This is a genomic window from Actinopolyspora lacussalsi (genome assembly GCA_030803735.1).
Lineage (GTDB): Bacteria > Actinomycetota > Actinomycetes > Mycobacteriales > Pseudonocardiaceae > Actinopolyspora > Actinopolyspora lacussalsi.
Genome location: JAURUC010000001.1, coordinates 968399 through 987615 on the forward strand (window position 1 = coordinate 968399; position 19217 = coordinate 987615).

At 67.9% G+C, this 19217-nt stretch carries 16 protein-coding genes; 11 read left to right on the plus strand and 5 right to left on the minus strand.

From position 1 onward, the window contains the following. The first annotated feature begins 99 nt into the window (after window positions 1–99). From J2S53_RS04225 to J2S53_RS04235, 3 genes are all read left to right on the plus strand, one after another. Window positions 100–2067, plus strand: a complete 1968-nt coding sequence (locus J2S53_RS04225; protein ID WP_456239839.1) for an aconitate hydratase — start codon at window positions 100–102, stop codon at window positions 2065–2067. A 171-nt stretch (window positions 2068–2238) separates the two neighbouring features. Beyond that, window positions 2239–2730: an STAS domain-containing protein gene (locus J2S53_RS04230; protein WP_456239840.1), complete on the plus strand. Its 492-nt coding sequence runs from the start codon at window positions 2239–2241 to the stop codon at window positions 2728–2730. Window positions 2731–2826: 96 nt separating this feature from the next. Then, window positions 2827–3339 carry a DinB family protein gene (locus tag J2S53_RS04235; RefSeq protein WP_456239841.1) on the plus strand — a complete coding sequence of 171 codons (513 nt, stop codon included), beginning with the start codon at window positions 2827–2829 and terminating at the stop codon, window positions 3337–3339. A gap of 118 nt (window positions 3340–3457) precedes the next feature. On the opposite strand, the gene J2S53_RS04240 is transcribed toward J2S53_RS04235, so the two are convergent. Continuing rightward, window positions 3458–3718 (minus strand): Prokaryotic metallothionein, encoded by a 261-nt coding sequence (locus J2S53_RS04240; protein WP_092926716.1) that lies wholly within the window; start codon window positions 3716–3718, stop codon window positions 3458–3460. Between the two features lie 209 nt (window positions 3719–3927). On the opposite strand from J2S53_RS04240, the gene J2S53_RS04245 reads away from it, so the two are divergent. Then, entirely contained in the window at window positions 3928–4236 is a 309-nt protein-coding gene (locus J2S53_RS04245) for a DUF6221 family protein (RefSeq protein WP_456239842.1), read from the plus strand. Between the two features lie 69 nt (window positions 4237–4305). Further along, window positions 4306–5772: an MFS transporter gene (locus J2S53_RS04250; protein WP_456239843.1), complete on the plus strand. Its 1467-nt coding sequence runs from the start codon at window positions 4306–4308 to the stop codon at window positions 5770–5772. Window positions 5773–6488: 716 nt separating this feature from the next. On the opposite strand, the gene J2S53_RS04255 is transcribed toward J2S53_RS04250, so the two are convergent. Continuing rightward, entirely contained in the window at window positions 6489–7208 is a 720-nt protein-coding gene (locus tag J2S53_RS04255) for a 3-keto-5-aminohexanoate cleavage protein (RefSeq protein ID WP_456239844.1), read from the minus strand. Window positions 7209–7441: 233 nt separating this feature from the next. Here J2S53_RS04255 and J2S53_RS04260 point away from each other — a divergent pair, with 233 nt between their 5' ends. From J2S53_RS04260 to J2S53_RS04280, 5 genes are all read left to right on the plus strand, one after another. Next, window positions 7442–8428: a malate dehydrogenase gene (locus J2S53_RS04260; protein ID WP_456239845.1), complete on the plus strand. Its 987-nt coding sequence runs from the start codon at window positions 7442–7444 to the stop codon at window positions 8426–8428. 170 nt (window positions 8429–8598) lie between these two features. After that, window positions 8599–11793, plus strand: a complete 3195-nt coding sequence (locus J2S53_RS04265; RefSeq protein ID WP_456239846.1) for a UvrD-helicase domain-containing protein — start codon at window positions 8599–8601, stop codon at window positions 11791–11793. A gap of 76 nt (window positions 11794–11869) precedes the next feature. After that, a complete protein-coding gene (locus J2S53_RS04270; protein WP_456242699.1) occupies window positions 11870–12730 on the plus strand; it encodes an SDR family oxidoreductase in 861 nt (286 codons plus the stop codon). Between the two features lie 81 nt (window positions 12731–12811). After that, window positions 12812–13588 carry a GNAT family N-acetyltransferase gene (locus J2S53_RS04275; protein ID WP_456239847.1) on the plus strand — a complete coding sequence of 259 codons (777 nt, stop codon included), beginning with the start codon at window positions 12812–12814 and terminating at the stop codon, window positions 13586–13588. 53 nt (window positions 13589–13641) lie between these two features. Beyond that, window positions 13642–14199, plus strand: coding sequence for a dihydrofolate reductase family protein (locus J2S53_RS04280; protein WP_456242700.1), 558 nt, complete (start codon window positions 13642–13644; stop codon window positions 14197–14199). A 9-nt stretch (window positions 14200–14208) separates the two neighbouring features. Here J2S53_RS04280 and hrpB read toward each other — a convergent pair whose 3' ends face one another. Beyond that, window positions 14209–16689 (minus strand): ATP-dependent helicase HrpB, encoded by a 2481-nt coding sequence (hrpB, locus tag J2S53_RS04285; RefSeq protein WP_456239848.1) that lies wholly within the window; start codon window positions 16687–16689, stop codon window positions 14209–14211. A gap of 123 nt (window positions 16690–16812) precedes the next feature. Between hrpB and J2S53_RS04290 the strand changes: the two genes are divergently transcribed. Next, complete coding sequence (locus J2S53_RS04290) at window positions 16813–17331, plus strand: 2'-5' RNA ligase family protein (RefSeq protein ID WP_456239849.1); 519 nt, start codon at window positions 16813–16815, stop codon at window positions 17329–17331. On the opposite strand, the gene J2S53_RS04295 is transcribed toward J2S53_RS04290, so the two are convergent. After that, entirely contained in the window at window positions 17325–18554 is a 1230-nt protein-coding gene (locus J2S53_RS04295) for an MAB_1171c family putative transporter (protein ID WP_456239850.1), read from the minus strand. The genes J2S53_RS04290 and J2S53_RS04295 overlap by 7 nt on opposite strands. A 2-nt stretch (window positions 18555–18556) precedes the next feature. Continuing rightward, the gene (locus J2S53_RS04300; protein WP_456239851.1) at window positions 18557–19171 is read right to left on the minus strand and encodes a hypothetical protein; all 615 of its coding nucleotides are present in this window, start codon (window positions 19169–19171) and stop codon (window positions 18557–18559) included. Window positions 19172–19217: the final 46 nt, after the last annotated feature.

Genomic DNA, 19217 nt, shown 5'->3' on the forward strand with positions numbered 1-19217 from the left:
CAACCACGGCGGGTAACCCGAACACGGCCCACCCGGGCCGAGCCCCAACCAGGGCGCCGGCACCCGGTGAGCGCACGATCACGAAAGGGGAGTCCCGCCGTGCCCGCACGCACCCTGGCGCACAAACTCATCGCCGAACACCTCGTCGACGGCCACATGACTCCCGGTCACGAGGTGGCGCTGTCGGTCGACCAGACCCTGACCCAGGACGCCACCGGCACACTGGTCATGCAGGAACTCGAGTCACTGGGGCTGCGGCGCGCCCGCACCGAGGTCAGCGTGCAGTACGTCGACCACAACCTGCTGCAGGCCGACGAGAAAAACGCCGAGGACCACGAATTCCTGCGCACCGCCGCACAGCGCTACGGGCTGTGGTACTCCAAACCCGGCAACGGCGTGTCCCACCCCACCCACATGCAGCGGTTCGGCATCCCGGGCAAATCCATGGTCGGCTCCGACTCGCACACCTGCGCCGCCGGATCACTGGGCATGCTCGCCATCGGGGTGGGCGGACTCGAGGTCGCCCTGGCCATCGCCGGCGAACCCCTGCGCCTGCGCATGCCCGAAATCTGGGGAGTGCGCCTGACCGGACACCTGCCCCCCTGGGTCTCGGCCAAGGACGTCATCCTGGAAATGCTGCGCCGACACACCGTCACAGGGGGAGTCGACCGCATCATCGAATACCACGGCCCCGGCCTGGCCGAGCTGTCGGCCATGGACCGCCACGTCATCGCCAACATGGGCGCCGAACTCGGCGCCACCACCACCGTGTTCCCCGCCGACGAGGCCGTGCGGCGGTTCCTGCGCGCCGAAGGACGCGAACACGACTTCACCGAGCTGGCCGCCGACCCCGACGCCACCTACGACCTCACCGACGAAATCGACCTGACCGGCCTGCAGCCGCTGATCGCCCAACCCTCCGCGCCCGACAACGTCGTCCCGGTCAGCGACGTCGCCGGCCGCGAAGTGAGCCAAACCGTGATCGGCTCCTCGGCCAACCCGGGGCTGCGCGACTTCGCCGTCCCCGCCCGCATGCTGCGCGGCCGCTCCACCAGCGACGCGGTCAGCGTCGACATCAACCCCACCTCCCGCGAGATCCTGCAGGACCTGGCGCGCTCCGGCGCCGTCGCCGACCTGATCGGCGCGGGAGCACGCATCCACCAGTCCGGCTGCATGGGCTGCATCGGCATGGGCCAAGCCCCGGCGGTGGGACAGAACTCGCTACGAACGTTTCCCCGCAACTTCCCCGGCCGCTCCGGCACCCCCGAGGACTCGGTGTGGCTGTGCTCACCGGAAACCGCCGCTGCCGCCGCACTGACCGGCAGCATCACCGACCCCCGGGAACTGGCCGAGCGGCTCGGCCTCACCGACGACACCGTCGAAGAACCCGAACACAGCTCCGTCAACACCGCCATGCTGCTGGCACCGCCCGAGGAAACCGAGGCGCTGCGCATCCAGCCCGTCAAAGGCCCCAACATCTCCGCACTGCCGGACCTGGCGCCACCACCGCAACACCTCGAAACGGCCGTGCTACTCAAAACCGGCGACAACGTCTCCACCGACGAGATCTCACCCGCCGGTGCGCAAGCACTACCGCTGCGCTCCAACGTCCCGGCACTGGCCGAATACACCTTCACCCGACTCGACCCCGACTACCCCCAGCGGGCCCGCCGACACCACCACCCGCACGCGGTGATCGGCGGTGACAACTACGGACAGGGCTCCTCCCGGGAACACGCCGCCATCACACCCCGCCACCTGGGGCTACGGCTGGTGGTGGCCAAATCCTTCGCCCGGATCCACTGGCAGAACCTGATCAACTTCGGCATCCTGCCACTGGAATTCACCGACCCGGCCGACTACGACGACATCGACCACGGCGATGTGCTCCACCTCGACGACCTACACCGGCAACTGCCCGAGCACCACACCCTGACGTTGCACAACACCACCCGCGGCACCGACTACCGAGTCGGCCACCGGCTGTCCCCCCGCCAGGTCAACGCCGTGCTGGCCGGGGGAATCATCCCCATGCTCGCCGAAACCACCCCCCACCGCGACACCTGACCCCGCATGTATCCGCCGACCCGACGCCCCAGCGGTTGTAGCACCACCAACGGGGCCACTACGGTGGGAACCACATCTGGCGAAAAGTAGTCAAAACGCGACACGGCGTAACCGAGCAACGCGCCGTGCCCGCCACCTCCTCGCCACCCGGCGGACGCCGCAGGAGGAAACGTGATCGTTTCTCGACCCACACCACAGTCGGTCCACAGCGACCAGCCCGACACCACCCCGGCGAACCCGCCCCAGCCGACCGTGCCCACCAGGCGAGCGGGTGAAGAGGAACTCGCACAGGGGCAACACCGACTCGACCCAGCGCTGCGCATGTCGGTGCAACGCCCCGCCCCCGGTGTGGTGGTGGTGAGCATGAACGGAGATATCGACCTCGCCGCGGCCCCCCGAGTCACCGAACTCATCCGGCAACGCCTCACCGCAGCCGCCCTGCGAACACTGATCGTGGACCTGAGCATGGTCTCGTTCATCGACACCACCGGAGCAGAACTGCTCCTCAAAGCCCAACGCCGCGCCGACCAACGCGGCATCGACATGCACGTGGTCCCCGGCCAGGGCTGCGTGCCCCGCCTGCTCGACCTCACCGGCATAAACGCCAGCCTGACCTGCCACGACAGCGTCAGCGCCGCGCTGGCACACGCCCGCGAGCAGTAGCCGACTCACTCACACATCGTCACACGAAACGCCGAAGCAAACGCACCGATCCAGTCTGAAAAGTGAATTCCTCACACCAGGTGCGATAATCAACCGGTGAATAGCACCGAACGCCCCATGCCACCCCTCGACGCCGACGAACGCGCCGTACTCGAAGGGTGGCTCGACTTCCACCGCGCCACCCTCGCCCGAAAATGCGAAGGACTGGACGACACCCAGGCGGCCACCGCCACCGTCCCACCGTCCGAACTGACCCTGACCGGCCTCGTCCAACACATGACCGAGGTGGAACGCACCTGGTTCCGCCGGATCCTGGACGCCGAGGAACTGGCCACCACCCACACCGAGCAGGCCCGAACCGACGGAACCGACGGCGGATTCGAACTGGCCGAGCACACCACCCTGCACGACGCCCTGCACACCTGGCACACCGAGGTGGAACACGCCCGCCGCGGCTGCCGCGAGCACTCGTTGACCGACACCGGCGACCTCGGCGGCCAGGACGTCAACCTGCGCTGGATCTACGTGCACATGATCGAGGAGTACGCCCGCCACAACGGCCACGCCGACCTACTGCGGGAACGCCTCGACAGCACCACCGGCATCTAGCCACACCCACCACGAAGCAACCGGCGACGCCGAGCCGATGCCCGGGAAACCCCTACCGGGGGGCACCCGGACACATCGGCACCGAAAAACCGGCCGGAACGACGTTCACCGGGCCCGCTCAACCCGGATGAGCCCCCACCGCGTCCCGCAGCTGGTCGGCCATCGACGCACCCGCCTGCCGCGCACAATGCGCGCAGCAGAAGAACTGCCCCGAATCCTCCACACCGTGCCCGAGCACACGGCACCCACAGTGCTCGCAGGACGGAGCCAACCGGTGCGCCGCGCACTCGAACGAATCGAACACGTGCACCTGGTCACCCGCCGTACGCACCTCGAAGGTCATCCAGTAGTCATTGCCACAAACCTCACACGACGCCATGACGCCCCCCTCGGAACCAACGACCGTAACAACCACAGCATGCGACCCCCACCCTGATCACGACAACCACACACGCCGATACCCAGCGCATTCGTGTCCCGACTGACCGCACCACACCCGAACCCGCCCCGGTCCATGATCGACAATGATGCCCGTGGCCGCACCACGAACGGGACGGCCGAAGCCAGGACCAGGCGAGGAGGGCGATCGTGGACCGGTTCCGGGAATTCCTGCGCACACAGATCCTGCACGACCTGGAACGCCTCACCGACGCCCGACGAGACGGCGAATCCGGAGCCGCCACCTGCTCCACCACCCGCATCGCCCGGGGATTCCGCGAATGCGAACTCAAAGCCCGCGTCCTCGACCAGCACCGATACTGCGGCACCGGTCACGGCCCCTGCGACGCCCTCAACACCTCGTTCCCCCACGAGGACGAACGCGGATGTCTCACCCGAGCCCTGCTCGGGCTGCCCTACAACGACCGCCCCGGCTACCACCACCGGTGGCGCCCCTGAACACCACTAGGAACCACAGTCCGCGACAACACCCCGGCCGAAGCCGCCCACAACGGTTATCCTCACCCGATGAGCGCTCACCGCGCCGACGACCCCGTGCCACTGCGCTCCGCACGAGGACGGTGGATCATCCTCGCCACCATGCTCGGCTCCGGAGTCGCCTTCCTCGACGGATCGGTGGTCAACGTCGCGCTGCCCGCCATCAGCCGTGACCTCGGCGGCACCTTCGCCCTGCTGCAGTGGGTGCTCGACGCCTACCTGCTGACACTGAGCTCCCTGTTGCTGCTGGGAGGAGCACTCGGGGACCGATACGGCCGCAGACGCGTCTTCAGCGCCGGACTGGTGCTGTTCACCCTGGCCTCACTGGGCTGCGGACTCGCCAGCGGGGGAGCGGAACTGATCACGGCCCGGCTGGTGCAGGGCATCGGTGGTGCACTGCTGGTTCCGGGCAGCCTCGCCCTGATCAACGCCTCCATCAGCCAGGACGACCGCGGTAAAGCCGTCGGCACCTGGGCGGGACTGACCGGCATCGCCGCCGCGATCGGACCCTTCGTGGGCGGCTGGTTGGTCGACACCGCCTCCTGGCGCTGGGTGTTCCTCATCAACCTTCCCATCGCCGCGATCGCCCTGCTGGTCACCCGGCGCCACGTTCCCGAGACCCGCGATCCCACCATCTCGGGACCGCCCGACCTCATCGGCGCGATGGCGGTCACGCTCGGACTGACCGGTGCCGTGTACGCGCTGATCGAAACCCCCGCGCACGGCTGGAACCCGATCACCGTGCTCGCGGCCATCGTCGGGACGGTGGCTCTGCTCGCCTTCCCGTTCGTCGAGGCGAAGCAGTCCGCACCGTTGCTGCCGCTGTCGCTGTTCCGCTCGCGCCAGTTCGTCGGGGCCAACCTCACCACGTTCACCGTCTACGGTGCCCTGAGCTCGGCGTTGTTCCTGCTGTCGTTGCAGCTGCAGCAGACGCTCGGCTACTCGGCGATGGCCGCGGGACTCGCCACCTTGCCGATCACCGTGGTCATGCTGCTGCTGTCCAGCAGAATGGGAGCACTGGCGCAGCGGATCGGTCCGCGGTGGCCGATGACCATCGGCCCGCTGGTGTGTGCCTGCGGGCTCGTGCTGATGACACGTGTGATGCCCGGAACGGACTATGCGACGACCGTGCTGCCCGCCGTGCTGGTCTTCGGCCTCGGACTGTCGGTCACGGTGGCACCGCTGACCTCGGCCGTGCTGGCCTCGGTCGGACGCGAACACGGCGGTGTCGCCTCCGGCGTCAACAACGCCATATCGCGGATGGCCGGGCTGCTGGCGGTGGCGGTACTGCCGCCGCTGGCGGGGCTCTCCGGGATCGCCGCGGGGCAACCGCTGGGGCAGGGGTACGCGACAGCCATGTTCATCTCCGCCGGACTGTGCGTGGCGGGGGCGGTGACAGCGGCGGTCGGGGTCGAGAACGCCGCCCGGGTGCGTTCACTGCCGCTGCCGGCGGTGAACCACGCCTGCCAGGATCCGTGCACCCGGAACCCTCGGTGAGCATGTCACCGGTCGACCTCGGCGTGAAAAGTCGACACCCCAAAATGATGGATAATATTTGTTATCCACGTTTCACGGGAGGGGACGGAGGGTCGGCTCGGAGTGGGGACGTGTCGGTGTCTCTCGGCCGACATCGGCACAAGCACGGTGACACGTTCCGATTTCTCTCCGCACGAGACAGCGTCATCACGGTGACGAATCCGCACTTCCACGGACCCATGGACATCCCGAGATCATCGTCCCGGCCCGCCAGACAGCGGAAGCACCGTCGGAGTCGTCCTCAGGGTCCTCTGAGCGGGCACTCAGCACCTTGCGGGCACCGCCAACAGTTGGAAGGTGAAAGAACGCCGAGAGCGGTCGCCGCGACCATCGGATACGCCGGGCACCAATTTAGCCGATAATACACATTATGTTAAGTAATGGATTTCGCAGTGGCGGGTCCGCTCTCCTCCCGAGCTGCGCCCTGTCCTGTACGGGCCCGGGAAAGCAGGTAGAGCGCCGATGCGTGGTTCGTGGTCGTGCTCCTCGGAACCCGCGGTGCGGTCTACTGCCCGCTGCGAGAACGGTTGTCCGGTTGTGGTGCCTGTCCGTTGTAGAACAGTGCGATCCCCTCGAGCGCGGCGTACGGGGCGGTGATCCGAAAACGCGGTACTACTGCTCCCCTGCCCTGCGACGAGTCCCTGCGACGAGTCCCTGCGAAGAGTCGTGCCGTGGGGTCAGCCACGTGCCGTTCTGATGTGTAGTGCGGCGGTGACGAGTTGGGCGTTGTCGTCGGCGATGGTGCCGTCGGGAAGCAGCAGGGTGTCTTCCAGCCCGATTCGGGTGTGCAGGCCCTGTTGTTCTGCGAGGCGCAGTACCGGCCAGGCACCGGCGGCCCTGCCGTGCAGCAGGATGGGTGTGCGGGTGGGGCGGATTCGTGCCAGCAGTGTTTCGGCGGTGGCTGTCGCGCCCGTGGCGGTGGGGTCGACGACCTCGGCGAGGATGCGGAGTGCCTGCTCGCGGTGGGGCCATTGGGCGAAGTGTTCGCTCGCATCGGTTCCGGAGTGGATGCCGGCTTCGATGCCGATCCCGCGTTTCAGCAGTGCCTGGGCGATTCGTTCGGCGTCGGGTTCGTGCCAGTCGACCGAGGCGTGGTCCGGGAGGACGGTCCAGCTCGCGATGGCGTCGAGCCGGGAGGATGTGTCGGGGGTGGTCCAGGCGGTGGTGGGGATTCCCACTGCGATGCCAGGGGCGGCGGCGCGGATCGCGTTGACGGCGGCGGCCACCGTGGTGGCGTCGAGGCTGTCGGCGCCGTCGTGGGTTTTGGGGTGTACGTGGATGTCCTCGGCACCCGCGGCGACGCTGTGTGCTGCGGCCGCGGCGAGGTTCGGTGGTTGCACGGGTAGGTGGTGGTGTTCCCGAATGCCCCGGGCACCGTTGAGGCAGACCTGCAGCATGACTTCATTCTGTTGGATCGTGATGTGTGGCGAAACACGACGTGTGTCGTGCGGTGGTGGTGACCGGGTGTGTCGATTGTGTCGTTGGATCGTTGTGCGGGGGTTTCGGCTGAATCGGTTTCGTTTCGGTATGGCCGGTGGCTGGAGTGTGATCCGTGGCGGGGGCGCCCGGATCGTGGTGTTCGGGTGGATAGCATCGCTTCGGCAATACCCGGCGACCAGGAGAGAACTCCATGACTCGTTCCCCCGTTACCGTCACTGTCACCGGCGCTGCTGGTCAGATCGGTTACGCGTTGCTGTTTCGGATCGCGTCCGGCCAGCTCATCGGTCCGGATACCCCGATCAATCTCAGGTTGTTGGAGATTCCGCAGGCGGTCAAGGCCGCTGAGGGGACGGCGATGGAGCTGACCGACTGCGCGTTCCCGTTGCTGCGCAGTATCGAGGTCACCGATGACACGCGGCGTGCCTTCGAGGGCACCAACATTGCCTTGTTGGTGGGTGCTCGTCCCCGTACGCAGGGGATGGAGCGCGGTGATCTGCTCGAGGCCAATGGTGGCATCTTCAAACCGCAGGGTGAGGCCATCAATGCCAACGCGGCGGATGATGTGCGGGTCCTGGTCGTGGGCAATCCGGCGAACACGAACGCGTTGATCGCCCAGGCTCACGCTCCGGATGTGCCCGCGGAGCGTTTCACGGCGATGACCAGGCTGGATCACAACCGTGCGTTGGCGCAGTTGTCGCTCAAGCTGGGTGTGGGTGTCGACGAGATCCGCAGGTTGGCGATCTGGGGTAACCATTCGGCGACGCAGTACCCGGATCTGTTCCACGCCGAGGTGGGCGGCAAGATCGCCGCGGAGCAGGTCGAGCGGCAGTGGATGAGTGATGAGTTCATCCCGACCGTGGCCAAGCGTGGTGCGGCGATCATCGAGGCTCGTGGGGCTTCGTCGGCGGCGTCGGCGGCCAACGCGGCCATCGATCACGTGCACACCTGGGTCAACGGTACGGCCGAGGGTGACTGGACGTCGGCGGGTGTGGTTTCCGACGGTTCCTACGGTGTGCCGGAGGGTCTGATTTCGTCCTTCCCGGTGACCGCTCGGGACGGGCGTTACGAGATCGTTCGGGGACTCGACATCGACGAGTTCTCCCGTCCGCGTATCGACGCTTCGGTGCAGGAGTTGGTCGACGAGCGTGAGACCGTGCGCGGGTTGGGCCTGGTCTGATCCGTTCGTGCGGTGTGCGGGGTCGGTGGTTGCGGATGTTTCCACCGGCCCCGCGTGTTTGTCGGGGTCCCCGAAGGTGTCGGCCTTGTCGAGAGGAGCCGCGTCGGGTTCGTGCGGGGTGCTGTGTGGCCCGGGCGTGACCGGGGTGGCTGGTTTGGCAAGATCGACGGGTGCGCTTCTACGCTGACTTGCATATCCACTCCAAGTATTCCCGCGCGTGCAGCAAGGACTGCGACATCGAGCATCTGGCCTGGTGGGCGTGTCGCAAGGGGGTCACGGTGGTGGGTACCGGGGACTTCACACATCCGGCTTGGCGTGCGCATCTGCGTGAGGTTCTGGAGCCGGCCGAGCCGGGACTGTTGCGGCTGCGTCCGGAGTACGAGCGTGCGGTGCTGCGCACGTTGCCCACCGAGTGTCACACTCCGGTGCGGTTCATGCTCTCGGTGGAGATCGCCACGATCTACAAGTACGGGGACTATACCCGCAAGATTCACCATTTGTGCTATGTCCCGGATTTCGACGCGGCCGAGGAATTCAGCCGCAGACTCGGAAACATCGGCAATCTGGGTTCGGACGGGCGTCCTATTCTGGGGTTGGACGCGCGGGATCTGCTGGAGATCACGTTGGAGTCCGGGGCGGGTTCGTATCTGGTGCCCGCTCATATCTGGACTCCGTGGTTCGCCGTTCTGGGATCCAAGGCCGGGTTCGATTCGATCGGTGAGTGTTACCGGGATCTGGCGGGCCACGTTTTCGCGCTGGAGACGGGGTTGTCCAGTGACCCGGAGATGAACTGGCGACTGTCGGCGTTGGACGGGTACACCCTGGTGAGCCATTCTGACGCGCATTCACCGCCGATGTTGGCTCGGGAAGCCACTGTGTTCGACACCGAGCTTGACTATTTCGCGATGCGTCGTGCGTTGGAGACCGGTGTTGGTTTCGAGGGGACGGTGGAGTTTTTCCCCGAGGAGGGCAAGTATCACCTCGACGGGCACCGCAAGTGCGGGGTGCGGTTCGATCCGGCCGAGACGCGGCGTCACGGGCGCAGGTGTCCGGACTGTGGCAAACCGTTGACGGTGGGGGTGCTCAACCGGGTGGATGCGCTGGCGGATCGTCCGGAGGGTGTGCGCCCGTCCGGTGCGGCGGGATACCGCAATCTGATACCGCTTCCGGAGATCGTCGGTGAGATCCGGGGTGTCGGGCCCAAGAGCAAGAAGGTCTTCGGTGAGATCAGCGAGCTCACGGCGCGGCACGGTTCCGAACTGGCCATTCTGGAGGATGTTCCGGTCGAGCGGTTGCGGCGGGACAGCGGTGCGTTGGCCGAGGCGATCGAGCGGTTGCGTACGGGCGTGGTGCACCGGGAAGCCGGTTTTGACGGTGAGTACGGCACGATTCGCGTGTTCGAGCCGGAAGAGCTCCCGCGGGTGCGCGGTGGCGGTGCCGCCTCGTTATTCGCCGACGACGAATTGACCACCCCTACCCTGCCGGACGCGGCGGGCGGACCGGGGGCGGTCGGCGACGGGGTCGTCACCACTTCCCCACCGTTCGCTGGCGAGGTCACCGCACCGATCGAGGAGCAGGAGCGGGAACTCTCCGGCGCCCGGGATGTTCCGGATACCCCGGATGATGCAGGGGTCGACGTGGCCCCGGCCACTGGGATGCTGGCCGAGCTCGATGCCGAGCAGCGGGCCGCGGCCGAGGTGGAGTCCGGGCCGTTGATGATCGTTGCCGGGCCGGGTACGGGTAAGACCCGCACGATCACGCACCGGATCGCTCACCTGGTCGTGGAACGGGATGTGCCCGCTTCGAGCTGCTTGGCCATCACGTTCACCCGGCGGGCCGCGGCGGAGATGAGCCGGCGGATCACCGCGTTGGTGGGAGAACAGGGCCGGGAGGTCACTGTGGCGACGTTTCACTCGTTGGGGTTGAGCATTGTGCGGGACAACCACGCCGCACTGGGGTTGCCCGAGGACGTCGCCCTCGTCGACGCCGACCGGCGACACCGGATTCTGGTGTCGTTGACCGGTGACGAGCGCAGGGCGCGGCAGTGTGTCTCGGGGTTGTCCCGTGCTCGTCGGGGTGGTGAGGTTTCCGGTGAGGTCGCGGAGTTGCTGCCCGGCTACACCGCGGCGCTGCGGCGGGAGGGGATGGTGGATTTCGACGATCTGCTGGTGCTGCCGGTCGAGTTGTTGGGGGCCGATCCCGAGTTGGCCGAGTGGTATCGGCGGCGGTATCGCTGGATCAGCGTCGACGAGTACCAGGATGTCGACGAGGTGCAGTACCGCCTGTTGCGGTTGCTGGCGCCCGCTGCGGCCAATCTGACTGTCATCGGTGATCCGGATCAGGCGATTTACGGTTTCCGTGGCGCCGATGTGGGGTTTTTCCTGCGGTTCGAGCGGGACTATCCGGATGCTCCGGTGCGGGCGTTGACGCGGAACTATCGCAGTGGGCGGCGCATCGTCGAGGGCGCGGTGCGGGCGATTCGTCCGGAGAGTCTGGTTCCGGAGCGGACGTTGCGGCCGGTGGGTGCCGACAGTGACCACCCGATCGTGCTGCATCGGTCGTCCGACGAGCGGGCCGAGGCCAGGTTCGTGGCCCGCACTGTCGACGGGATGCTCGGCGGTGCCACCTTCCATTCGTTGGACAGCGGCAGCGCCGACGGTTACGAGACCTCGTCGTTGGGGTTCGGCGACATCGCGGTGGTCTACCGCACCGATGCGCAGTCGCGGGTGTTGGCCGAGGAGTTGACCCGGCACGGATTTCCGGTGCAGAAACGCAGTCACGACCCGCTGTCGGCACGCGCCGGGGTGGAGCCGTTGCTGCGGGAGCTCGGTTATGGCGGTCGTCGCTCCGGCACGGTGCTGCGGCAGCTGGAGCAGGCCGTCGCCACTGTGGCCGGGACGCTGGGGGAGCAGGTTGAACAGCTGCACGCGGCCGTGGAGTTGTTGACCCCGCTGGCTTCGCGTTTCGGTGAGGACGTGGTCGGGTTTTGCCGGGAGGTCATGCTGGGCGCGGAGGTCGACGCGTTGGATCCGCGTGCGGACGCGGTGTCGCTCTTGACGCTGCACGCCGCGAAGGGGCTGGAGTACCCGGTTGTGTTCGTGACCGGTTGTGAGGACGGGTTGTTGCCGCTGCGCTGGCCGGGCGAGCAGCGCGACGACACCGCCGAGGAGCGGCGGTTGTTCTTCGTGGGGATGACGCGGGCCCAGCGGCGGTTGTACCTGACCCGTGCGGCGCGTCGTGGCCAGACGTCCACCGCGGGGCAGCGCACGCCCAGTCCGTTCCTGGCCGAACTGGGTGACACGGCGGTGCGCGATGGTGACGAGGGGGGCAAACGCTCCGCTGCTCGGCAGTTGAGCCTGCTCTGAACCGTGTCGTTGCCCTTGTGGGCGGCGTGGTGGTGGTGTGTCGGATACGATCGATCACACACGGCTGAAGGGTGCGATGTTGGCGGAGTCGATCGCGCTTACCGGCGTCACCGGTGAACTCGGCAGTGGGATCTGTCGGTTGCTCGAGCGGCGTGGTGTGCCGCAGCGGCTCGTGGCTCGTAGCCCCGAACGTCTTCCCCGGGTGGAGAACTGTTCGGTGGTGCGGGCGTCCTATGCGGACCAGGCGGCGTTGCTGCGGGCGTTTCGTGGTGTGGACACGGTGCTGTTCGTTTCCGCTCACGAGGATCCGGCCCGGTTGTGGCTGCATCGCACGGTGATCGACGCGGCGGCCGAGGCCGGGGTGCGTCGTGTCGTCTACACCTCGTTCATGGGGGCTGCTCCGCACGCTACGTTTCCGTTCGCTCGGGAGCACTCGGCCACTGAACAGGCCATCGCCGCCGGCGGGATGCGGTTGACCGCGCTACGCAATTCGATGTATGCCGACCTGGTGCCGCGTTTCGTCGGTGACGACGGGGTGATCCGAGGGCCGGCTGGAAGTGGTCGGGCCGCCTGGGTGGCCAGGTGGGACGTGGCGCGGTTGGCGACGGAGGTGTTGCTCGACGACGACCACGCCGACCGGGTTTACGACGTGTCCGGGCCGGAGCCGCTGGATCTGCACGAAACCGCTCGGCTGCTCGGTGAGGTCACCGGTCGTGACATCACCTATCATGCCGAGGCGGAGCAGGAGGCGCGCCAGTCGCGGGCCGGTGCCCAGCAGTGGGAGGTCGACGCCTGGGTGGGGTCGTATTTGGCCATCGCCTCGGGGGAAACCTCGGTGACCAGCCACACGGTCGAGCACGTCACCGGGCGGCGGCCGTGGAGTTTCGCCGAGTATCTGCGGGCCGAGCCGGACAGTTGGCGGCACTTGGCCGCGTGAACGTCCGGTGCGCCACGGTGGGATGCGCTGAGGGGCGGGGCCGTATCGCTTTGTGGCCCGGTTGCCGATGTGTCGAGGGTGGTGCCGATTTCCGTGTGCGGTTCGGAGACGGCGCGGCGGTTGCAGGAGAGGGTGGCTCGGGCGCTGCCCGCCGAGCGGGTGGAACGTGTCGGTGATTGGTGGTTGCGCCACGACGTCGGCTCGTCGTGGTGGACGGCCACGGTGTTGCCGCACGGTGTGCCCGGGCGGGACGATCTGGTGCGTGCGGTTTCGGTGGCAGAGAGGTTCTACGCGGGGTTCGGCAGGGTGACGACTTTTCAGCTCACGCCGGGTGTCTGCCCGGTCGAGCTCGATGCGCTGTTGGCCGAACGCGGCTACTACCGGCACACTCCGATATCGTTGTGGGCGGCGTCGGTGGACGACGTCCGATTCCGGGCGCGATCGAGCGGTGCGGGGATCCGGTTGACGGAGTTACCCACTGGGGCGTGGTTCGACGTGTGGCGCGCGGTGCACGGTGATGGTGGTGATTGTCGGCCGGAGTGGGAGAGGCTCGTCCGGGTGGAGCAGCCGAGCGCCTATGTCGGCGTGTTCGACGGTGATGAACTGGTGGCGGTGGGACGTGCGGTCGTCGACTCCGGGTGGGCCGGTGTGTTCGGGATGGCCACCCTGCCGCGAGCACGTGGACGGGGTGCGGCTGGTGAGGTGTTGCGCTCGTTGGCCGATTGGGCGTCGGACCTGGGAACTGGGGGGATGTATCTGCAGGTCGACGGTGGCAACTCGCCGGCGCTGCGGTTGTACGAGAGCATGGGGTTTACCGAGGTGTGCCGGTACCACTACCGCAGTGAAGTGCTGTCGTGACGAGACCGCGGGAAAGCGCCCGCAGCGGACACGTCGCACAGGACGGGAGTGCCATGGCGAGGCTGATCTGTTCCGCGCTGGCCTCGCTCGACGGCTACATCGCCGACGAGCGCGGCCGTTTTGACTGGGCAGTGCCCGATGAGGAGGTCCTGTCGTTCATCAACGAGCTGGAGCGGCCGGTCGGTACGCATCTGTACGGGCGTAGGCTCTACGAGTTGATGACCGGTTGGGAGACCGATCCCGCGCTGGCCGAACGCTCCCCCGCCATGGGTGAGTTCGCGCGACTGTGGCGGGCGGCCGACAAGATCGTCTATTCCGGCACGCTGGACAGGGTGGTCACCACCCGCACCCGGATCGAACGAACCTTCGACGTCGAGGCGGTGCGGCGTCTGAAGAACTCGGCCGAGCACGATCTCGCCGTGGGCGGCCCGGAGTTGGCGGCTCACGCGTTTGAGGCGGGGCTGGTCGATGAGTGCGGGCTGTTTTTCGCTCCGGTGTTGGTGGGTGGTGGTAAGTCGTTCTTTCCGCGCGGGGTGCCTGCCGAGCTTGAGCTGCTCGACCAGCGTCGTTTCGGCAACGGCATGGTCCATGTGCGCTACCGTCTCCGGTAGCCGGTCTTGTCAGCCTCCGCGCGGTCGGTCGGGTGCGGCGTTCCACGGGTCCTCCGGCCACGGGTGCTTGAGGTACTGGCCCCGCAGTTCGGCGCGGACCTGGTGGTAGCCGTTGTTCCAGAACGAGGTCAGGTCGCCGGTGACGGCTGCGGGCCGTCCGGCGGGGTCGAGCAGCCGCATCAGCACCGTGACGCGGCCGTCGGCGATGGTGGGCACGCTGGTCCAGCCGAAGACTTCCTGGAGCCGCACCGGCAGGACGGGTTGTTCGTCGTCGTAGTCGAGGTGGATCCGCGCACCGGACGGCACCTGCATCCGTGGCGGGGCCAGTTCGTCGAGCCGCCCGGCTTCGGGCCACGGCAGCAGGCGGCGCAGCGCTTGGTCGATGTCGATGCGTTCCAGGTCGGCGCGGCAGCGTGCGGCCGAGAGTTCGGGTTCCAGCCAGGTGTCGACCGTGGCCAGCAGGTCGGTTTCGTCGGTGCCGGGCCAGGGTTCGCCGAACGTGCGGCGCAGGAAGGCCAGTCGTTGCCGGAGCTGGTGTGCTTCGGTGTCCCAGGTCAGCAGCCGTAGTCCCTCGTCGTGCAGCCCGTCGAGCAGCGCTGCTCGCACCTGTTCCGGTGGGGGCTGTCGCAGTGGTGTGTCCGACAGCACGATCGATCCCAGGCGGCGCAGGGTGCGGGCGCGTATGTCGCCTTGGTGCCAGTCGATCTCGTCGGTGTGTTCCACGAGTCCGGGGGCGGCTTGTTCGGCGAGTCGTTGGTCGGCGCGTGCGGCCAGCCGTACGAAGCCGTGTGCGCGGCTGGGGTCGCGTTCGGCCACGGCCACGGCCAGCCACTCCGAGCCGGCCAGTCCTTCGGAGGTGGGCATGCCGGAGGGGTCTTCGCGTACTTCGGAGCGGGGCAGTTCCACGGCTGTGCCGCCTGCCATGAGATACACCCGGGACCGGGGTGCGCGGCGCCTGGCCAGTCGTTCGGGGTGTGCCAGGGCCACCACCAGGGCCTCGTCGTCGGCCTCGGGTGGGTTCGGTGTGACGGGCACCATTTTTTCCAGTCGTCGTGCCTCGCGTCGCCAGCGGCGGGAACCGGGCCCGTTGTCGCGGAGTTTGTGCAGGCTGGTGCTCAGTTCGGTCTCGGTCGAGAGGGTGTCGTCGTCGAGCAGCGCGACGACTTCGGCGGCGGTGCGTCGTCCGGCGCGGGCGCTGCCGTCCAGTAGCGCGCGGGACAGGCGGGGGTGCAGGCCGAGTTCGGCCATGCGGTGTCCGCGTTCGGTGATCTTTCCGTGGTTGTCGAGGGCTCCCAGCGCCGAGAGCACCTGGTGTCCCGCTGTCAGCGGCCCCTGCGGTGGGGTGTCCCACCAGCGCAGCGCCTGCCCGTCCGGTGTTCCCCAGCAGGCCAGTTCGAGTGCGAGGCGGGTGAGGTCGGTGGTGCGAATCTCGGGTTCGGGGTAGCTGGCGAGGGTGCTGTGCTCGTGTTCGGGCCAGCACCGGTATGCCTTGCCGGGGGCTTCGCGGCCGGCGCGGCCCGCGCGTTGTTCGGCGACCGCCTTGGGAGTTCGGACGGTGACCAGCCCGGACAGGCCGCGGCGGTGGTCGACGCGGGAGACGCGGGATAGGCCGGAGTCGACCACGGTGCGTACGCCGGGCACGGTGAGGCTGGATTCGGCCACGGCGGTGGCCAGGACGACGCGGCGTCGTGTTCTGGGGGTGAGCGCGTCGTCCTGCTCGTTGGTGGGCAGTCTGCCGTGCAGGGGGAGCACGTCCACGTCGGTTTCGTCGGAGAGCAGCTCGCGGGTGCGGGTGATTTCGCGGGCGCCGGGTAGGAAGGCGAGCACGTCGCCGGGTTGTTCGTGCAGCGCGGTGCGTACGGCGCGTGCCACGGTGTTTTCGGTCCGCTCGTTGCGTAGCGGGGCGATGTGGGTGGTCTCGACCGGGTGGGTTTCGCCGGTGGTGTGCAGGACCGGTGCTGGTTCGTGGTCGCCGAGCAGGTCGGCCAGTCGGTCGCTGTCGACGGTGGCCGAGGTGGCCAGAACTCGCAGGTCGGGGCGTAGGCCGTCGCGGGCGTCGAGCAGTAGTGCCAGCAGCAGGTCGGCGTCGAGGTGTCGTTCGTGGCACTCGTCGAGGACGACGGCGTCGACATCGGACAGTTCGGGGTCGGTTTGCAGCCGGCGCACGAGCAGTCCGGAGGTGACGACTTCGACGCGGGTGTGTGGTGAGCCGCGCCGTTCGCCGCGCACCGCGTAGCCGACCTGTTCGCCGACCTGTTGTCCGAGCAGGTCGGCCATGCGGGTGGCGGCGGCGCGGGTGGCCAGGCGGCGTGGTTCGGCCACCACCACCCGCAGCCCGCTTTCGGCCAGTGCCAGCGGCACCAGCGTGGTTTTGCCGGTTCCGGGTGGGGCGACCAGCACTGCGGTGCCGCTGTGGTCCAGCTCGGCGTTGATGTCGCCGAGAACGGGCCGGACCGGCAGGTCGGGTAGCTCGGGCAGCGTCAGCGTCATCGGTGAGACGGTATCGCCACTTGGAGTGGGGGCTGTTCCGCGGCGCCTTGTGGCCGGAGCTCGGCGGTGCGGCCGAGGTCGAACCGGTGGGGTGTGGCTTTCGTGATCGGGTACAACGGAGCCATGCCACGAGAGGGTCGTACTGGTCTGGTCGTTCCTGTTCCCGCCGCCGATGAGGCGCTGGCCCCGCTGATCGAGCGGTATCCGCAGGCGGTGCGTGAGGGGGTTCCCGCGCACCTGTCGGTGTTGTATCCGTTCCTCGCCGCCGAGGAGCTCGATACCGAGGTGGTCACCACGTTGCGGACGCTGTTCGACCGGCAGCCCCCGCTGCGGGTGGTGCTGGAGCGGTGCCACCGGCGGGGCGGGTTCGTGTATCTGCTTCCCGACCCGCTCGATCCGCTGCGGGAGTTGACCGAGGCAGTCCGGCGCCACTGGCCGGAGCTGGTTCCCTACGAGGGGCGTTACGACGTGCTGGAGCCGCACGTGACGGTGGCGATGGGGGCCGAGGAGGAGACGGCGGCGGCGATGCGGCGGGAAGTGGCGGAGTCGGTGCCGCTGACGGTGGAGCTGGACGAGGCGTGGCTGGTGGTGTTGCGGCAGCGGTGGCAGCTGCACGAGCGGTTCGCCTTTCGTGGTCAGTAGGATTGCTGCGGCCGCTCGTTGTCCGCGTCGGCCGGGTCCGGTTGTCGAGCCAGGGCTTCCGAGACCCGCACGAGCCAGCTGATTTCGTCGGTGAGGTCGTCGTAGGGTTCGGCGGCGCGTGTCCGCTCGGTCTCGGGGATCGGCGTGTCACGGTGGTGGCGGGACAGCGCGGTGTGAATGTCTCGGGCCTCCACGACGGCGGCGCGGTCCTGCTCGGCGACACCGTGCCGCCGCACCGCGGCCTGGTGGTCGCGGGTGTCCTCGACCGATCGGTAGGGCCGCAGCAGGAGCAGGCCGTCACGGATGGCCACCACACGTCGGTACAGCTGTTCGGAACCGCCACGTTCCGGTGTCGGGGCGGTTCGCGCGGGGTCTTCGACGGTGAAGGCGATACTCGGCATCGCGGTGTGCAGTGTGTGCCACAGCGGGTGCAGCCGCCGGTGGGAGCGTCGGTGGGCCAGTGAACGGACGAGTTGTTCGCAGCGCGGCCCGAGAGTGGGCACAGCGGCCCCCAGCACGATGGCCAGCACGGACAGCGCCGGAAGACCGACCGCGAAGGTGCAGTCGACCGTGGCGAACGCCGAGGGGCAGTAGGGCTCGGCCACCGATCCGGTCAGTAGTTCCGACAGCACTGACCACAGTTTGTGCGCGAGATATCCGGCGGCCAGTGTGCTGCCGACGCCCAGCAGCACCATCCCGGCACGTAGCCAGGTTCGGGTGTAGCGGATCGAGCTCGTGGTCAGCACGATCAGCTCGATCACGGCTGTGCCCAGGTACAGCGAGTACAGCAGTGTGTAGCCGGCCAGGGTCGGCTGGGTGGCGTAGAGCCCGGTGAACACACCGGTTCCGCCGGGCGGGTCGCTGAACGCGAACATCGCGATCATGCCCAGCAGAGTCAGCAGCAGGGTCAGCAGGCGAGTACGGACCTTGCGGGGTACCTGTTCGGCGGGGTGTCCGACGTAGAGCATCAGGTGCAGAAATCCGAACGCCGCCACGAGTGTGCACATGTTCGACAGCAGCCGTCCGAGACTGGGCAGGAGTGCGCTCTCGGCGGCCTGCACGACAGGTGCCAGCGTGATGAAGGCCGTTCCCAGTGCGCAGGCGAGCGTGATCAGCGGTATCTCCGTGGGGCGCCTGCGTCCTCGGTTCCAGAGCACGATGCGGTAACCGGCCACCGAGAACACCACGAAGCCGGTGGTCAGGAACAGCACGGACACGCCCATGTTCAACCTCCGAAGATGTAGTCGACCCGGGCGAGGCGTCGTGCGGTCATCGGTGGGGCCTCGCCCGCCACGTGGGGACGTCGACGTGCCCGCTGGTGCAGCAGCGAGGCCACTGTTTCGGCCTCGTGCTCCTGCGATTCCCCCGTTGCCCGATCCAGCAGGTGCGCCAGCGCCGCCGGAGCCAGATCCGGTGCGATGCGCTGTGCCTCCTGTTCGGACAGGACACAGTGGCCACGATGGCGCGAGATCATGTGCCCGACCTCGTGCAGGATGATGTGGTCCTGGTGAAAACCACTGGTGTTGGCGGCGTAGGCGATCACGTCGTGGTCGGCGTGCTGTTGCCACAACCCGGAGCTGTCCCCACGGGTCCACACGATCGGGCACAGGTCGATGTCGCGGCCGCGGTGTTGTTCGAGCCGGTCGAGGAAATCGTTGATGTCCCACGGGTGTGGCACACCGATGTGGCCGAGCAGCTCGTCGACCCGTCTGCGACAGCGAACGCGCAGGTCGGATCGGTCCACGGTGGCACTCCCCTCTCCGCTGGTCGCCGATCCGCTGTCCGGCGGGCGCAGGCACCACGGTGTCACGCCCACGACGTCGATATCCGTACCATTCATGATCGCATTATTGGTGACGCGGCCGCATCGGTTCACACACCCGCCG

What these genes read in the sequence shown, in the direction of transcription:
- J2S53_RS04240 (WP_092926716.1), bottom strand. Translation starts at nt 3,718, where the DNA reads ATGGCGTCGTGTGAGGTTTGTGGCAATGACTACTGGATGACCTTCGAG.
- J2S53_RS04250 (WP_456239843.1), top strand. Translation starts at nt 4,306, where the DNA reads ATGAGCGCTCACCGCGCCGACGACCCCGTGCCACTGCGCTCCGCACGA.
- J2S53_RS04255 (WP_456239844.1), bottom strand. Translation starts at nt 7,208, where the DNA reads ATGCTGCAGGTCTGCCTCAACGGTGCCCGGGGCATTCGGGAACACCAC.
- J2S53_RS04260 (WP_456239845.1), top strand. Translation starts at nt 7,442, where the DNA reads ATGACTCGTTCCCCCGTTACCGTCACTGTCACCGGCGCTGCTGGTCAG.
- J2S53_RS04270 (WP_456242699.1), top strand. Translation starts at nt 11,870, where the DNA reads ATGTTGGCGGAGTCGATCGCGCTTACCGGCGTCACCGGTGAACTCGGC.
- J2S53_RS04280 (WP_456242700.1), top strand. Translation starts at nt 13,642, where the DNA reads ATGGCGAGGCTGATCTGTTCCGCGCTGGCCTCGCTCGACGGCTACATC.
- hrpB (WP_456239848.1), bottom strand. Translation starts at nt 16,689, where the DNA reads ATGACGCTGACGCTGCCCGAGCTACCCGACCTGCCGGTCCGGCCCGTT.
- J2S53_RS04290 (WP_456239849.1), top strand. Translation starts at nt 16,813, where the DNA reads ATGCCACGAGAGGGTCGTACTGGTCTGGTCGTTCCTGTTCCCGCCGCC.
- J2S53_RS04295 (WP_456239850.1), bottom strand. Translation starts at nt 18,554, where the DNA reads ATGGGCGTGTCCGTGCTGTTCCTGACCACCGGCTTCGTGGTGTTCTCG.
- J2S53_RS04300 (WP_456239851.1), bottom strand. Translation starts at nt 19,171, where the DNA reads ATGAATGGTACGGATATCGACGTCGTGGGCGTGACACCGTGGTGCCTG.